The sequence below is a fragment of the Kitasatospora sp. NPDC048545 genome (assembly GCF_040651155.1).
GTDB lineage: Bacteria > Actinomycetota > Actinomycetes > Streptomycetales > Streptomycetaceae > Kitasatospora.
The window spans coordinates 1-3,498 of sequence record NZ_JBEZIQ010000143.1 but is presented as its reverse complement, the minus strand read 5'-3'; the positions used below and the strand labels follow the sequence as shown (position 1 = coordinate 3,498).

2 protein-coding genes are annotated in these 3,498 nt (G+C 72.9%); both read left to right on the top strand.

Features of this window, described 5'->3' with window-relative positions; translation table 11 throughout:
* A partial coding sequence (locus tag AB0D10_RS45980; RefSeq protein ID WP_360268990.1) for a phosphopantetheine-binding protein occupies nucleotides 1–645 on the top strand: 645 nt, incomplete at its 5' end.
* Between the two features lie 214 nt (nucleotides 646–859).
* Nucleotides 860–3,498 (top strand): amino acid adenylation domain-containing protein (locus AB0D10_RS45975; protein WP_360268987.1); only part of this gene is annotated, 2,639 nt, incomplete at its 3' end.

The window sequence follows — 3,498 nt, the reverse complement described above, 5'->3', positions numbered from 1 at the left end:
TGGACCACCACCGGCGAACTCCAATTCGTCGGCCGCGCCGACGAACAGATCAAACTCCGCGGCTTCCGCATCGAACTCGGCGACATCGAAGCAACACTCACCACCCACCCCCACATCACCCAAGCCACCGTCCTCGTCCGCGAAGACACCCCCGGCGACCAACGCCTCATCGCCTACGCCATCCCCACCCACAACACCGACGAACTCGGCTCCTCGGTACGAGAGTTCCTGCGCGGAAAGCTTCCCGACCACATGGTTCCGGCGGCCGTCCTCACCCTCGACGCGTTCCCGCTCACCGTCAACGGCAAGTTGGACCGCCGCGCCCTACCCGCGCCCGACCAGGCCCGCAGGTCCGCTGTCACCCGCGAGCCGGCCAACGAACGCGAGGCGACGATCTGCGCCGCCTTCGCCGAGGTCCTGGGCCTCGACACCGTCGGCCCCGACGACAGCTTCTTCGACCTCGGCGGACACTCCCTCCTCGCCACCCGCCTCGCCAGCCGCATCCGATCCGCCCTCGGCACCGAACTCCCGCTCCGCACCCTCTTCGAAGCCCCCACCCCCGCCGCCCTCGCCGAACGGCTGAAGCCCGCCAAGCGGGCCCGGCCGAGCCTGCGGTCGGTGAAGCGACCGACGGAGGCCGGCTGACGCGCGGGCCTGCGGCCGGGTGATCCGTCCCGAACGGACGGCTCACCCGGCCCACCCCGGCCGACCGCCGTCGACCCGCACCCGCACCCGCACCCGCAAAGCAGCACCACGGCACGACCTCGAAGCCGCAAGGCCGCACAGCACCACACCAGACCTGATCCATCGCACGACCCGGCCCCCGCGGTCGGCCCGTCTCACAGCTAGGGGACTCCAGATGATTCCGTTGTCGTACGCGCAGCGCCGCCTTTGGTTCATGGGCGAGTTGACCGGCCCGAGCGCGACGTACAACATCCCGGTGGTGCTCCGGTTGACCGGGGTGCTGTCCCCGGCGGCGCTGGAGGCCGCGCTGCGCGATGTGGTCGACCGGCACGAGGTGTTGCGCACCGTCTTCCCGGCCGTGGACGGCGAGCCGCGCCAGCGGGTCCTGCCGGTCGAGCGGGCCGGCTTCGCGTTGGTGACGGCCGAGGCCGCCGGGGAGGCGGAGCTGGCCGGCGAGGTGGCCCGGGTACTGGGCCACCCGTTCGACCTGCACGAGGAGATCCCGATCCGGGCGACCCTGTTCGCGGTCGCCCCGGAGGAGCACGTGCTGGCGGTGGTGGTCCACCACATCGCCGGCGACGGCTGGTCCCTCGAACCGCTGGCCCGCGACATCGCCACCGCGTACACGGCGCGGCTGGCCGACCGGGCGCCCGACTGGGAGCCGCTGCCGGTCCAGTACGCCGACTACACCTTCTGGCAGCGCGAGCTGCTCGGCGACGACCAGGACCCGGAGAGCCTGCTGTCCGAGCAACTCGACTACTGGCGCACGGCGTTGTCCGGTGTCCCGGAGGAGTTGGCGCTGCCGTACGACCGGCCGCGCCCGGCCACCGCGTCCAACCGGGGCGAGGCGGTGGAGCTGCTGGTACCGGCCGAACTGCACTGCAAGCTGGCCGAGTTGGCGAAGCAGCGGCAGGTGACGATGTACATGGTGCTGCATGCGGCGCTCGCCGTCCTGCTCTCCCGGCTCGGCGGCGGGCCGGACATCCCGATCGGCACGCCGATCGCGGGCCGCACCGACGAGGACCTGAACGACCTGGTCGGCTTCTTCGTCAACACCCTGGTGATGCGCACCGACCTGACCGGCGACCCTTCGCTCGCCGAGGTGCTCGACCGGGTCCGCGAGACCGGACTGAGCGCCTTCGAGCACCAGGACGTGCCCTTCGAGCGCCTGGTCGAGGACCTGGCGCCCGTGCGTTCACTGGCCCGCCACCCGCTCTTCCAGGTCATGCTCAGCCTGCAGAACAACGCGCAGGCGGTCCTCGACCTGCCCGGCGTCACCGTGCGTCCGATGGCCACCCAGTCGGCCTCGGCCCGCTTCGACCTCTCCTTCGAGGTCGGCGAGGACCTCGACCCGGCGGGCGGCCCGGCCGGGCTGTCCGTGCGGGCCACGTACGCCGCAGACCTCTTCGACCGGTCGACCGTCGAAGCGGTCACCCGGCGCCTGGTGCGGGTGCTGACGGCGCTCGCCGAGGAGCCGGCGACGCGGGTCAGCGCGGTGCGGGTGCTCGACGACGCCGAGCGGGCCCGGATCCTGGAGCAGTGGAACGACACCGCTGTCGAGGTGGCGCCGACCCACCTGCCCGCGCTGTTCGCCGCCCAGGTCGCCCGCACCCCCGATGCAGTGGCGGTGGTCGCCGAGGGTCAGCGGCTCTCCTATGCGGAGCTGGACGCCCGCGCCAACCGCCTGGCCCGGCTGCTGCGGGAGCGCGGCGTCGGCCCGGAGTCGCTGGTCGCGGTCTGTCTCGGGCGCTCGGCCGACCTGGTGGTCGCGCTGCTCGCGGTACTGAAGTCCGGTGCCGCCTACGTGCCCGTCGACCCGGAGTACCCGGCCGACCGGATCGCCTACATGCTCGACGACGCCGGACCGGTCGCCGTGGTGACCACGGGAGAGCTCGCCGCCGGCCTGCCCGGTTCCACCGGTGACCGGGGTCCGCTGCCGCGGATCCTGCTGGACGAGACCGACCTGGACGCGTACGACGGCTCCGCCCTGCCGTGCCCCGAGCTGCTGCCCGCACACCCGGCGTACGTCATCTACACCTCCGGCTCCACCGGGCGCCCCAAGGGCGTGCTGATCGAGCACCGGGCGCTGGTGAACTACGTGGTCCGCTGCCACCGGGCCTACCCGACGCTCAGCGGCAGCACCCTGCTGCACGCCTCCATCTCCTTCGACGCGGGCGTCACGGGCCTCTACGGCGCGCTGACCTGCGGCGGCCGCGTCGTGGTCGCCGCCCTGGACGAGCGGCTGCCGGCCCTGCTGGCCGGCGAGCGGCTGACCTTCCTCAAGGGCACCCCGAGCCACCTGGCCTTCATGGACGCGCTGCCCGAGGAATGCGCCCCGATCGGGCAGCTGATGGTGGGCGGCGAGGCGGTGCGCGCCGAGGCGATCCGCGCCTGGTCCGCGCGCCATCCCGGGGTGGCGATCGTCAACCACTACGGGCCGACCGAGGCGACCGTGGGCTGCACCGACTTCCCGGTGGACCCGCGAGCGGTCGGCGACGCCGCCGTGGTGCCGATGGGCCGACCGATGTGGAACACCCGGGCGTACGTCCTGGACGACACCCTGCGCCCGGTGCCGCCCGGCGTCGCCGGTGAACTGTACATCGCGGGGGCCCAGTTGGCTCGCGGCTACCTGGGCCGCCACGGCCTGACCGCGGAGCGTTTCGTCGCCTGCCCGTACGGCGAACCCGGCGAACGCATGTACCGCACCGGCGACGTCGTCCGCTGGACCGCGTCCGGGGAGCTGGAGTTCCTGGGCCGCGCCGACGAGCAGGTGAAGATCCGCGGCTTCCGCATCGAACTCGGCGAGGTCGAGGC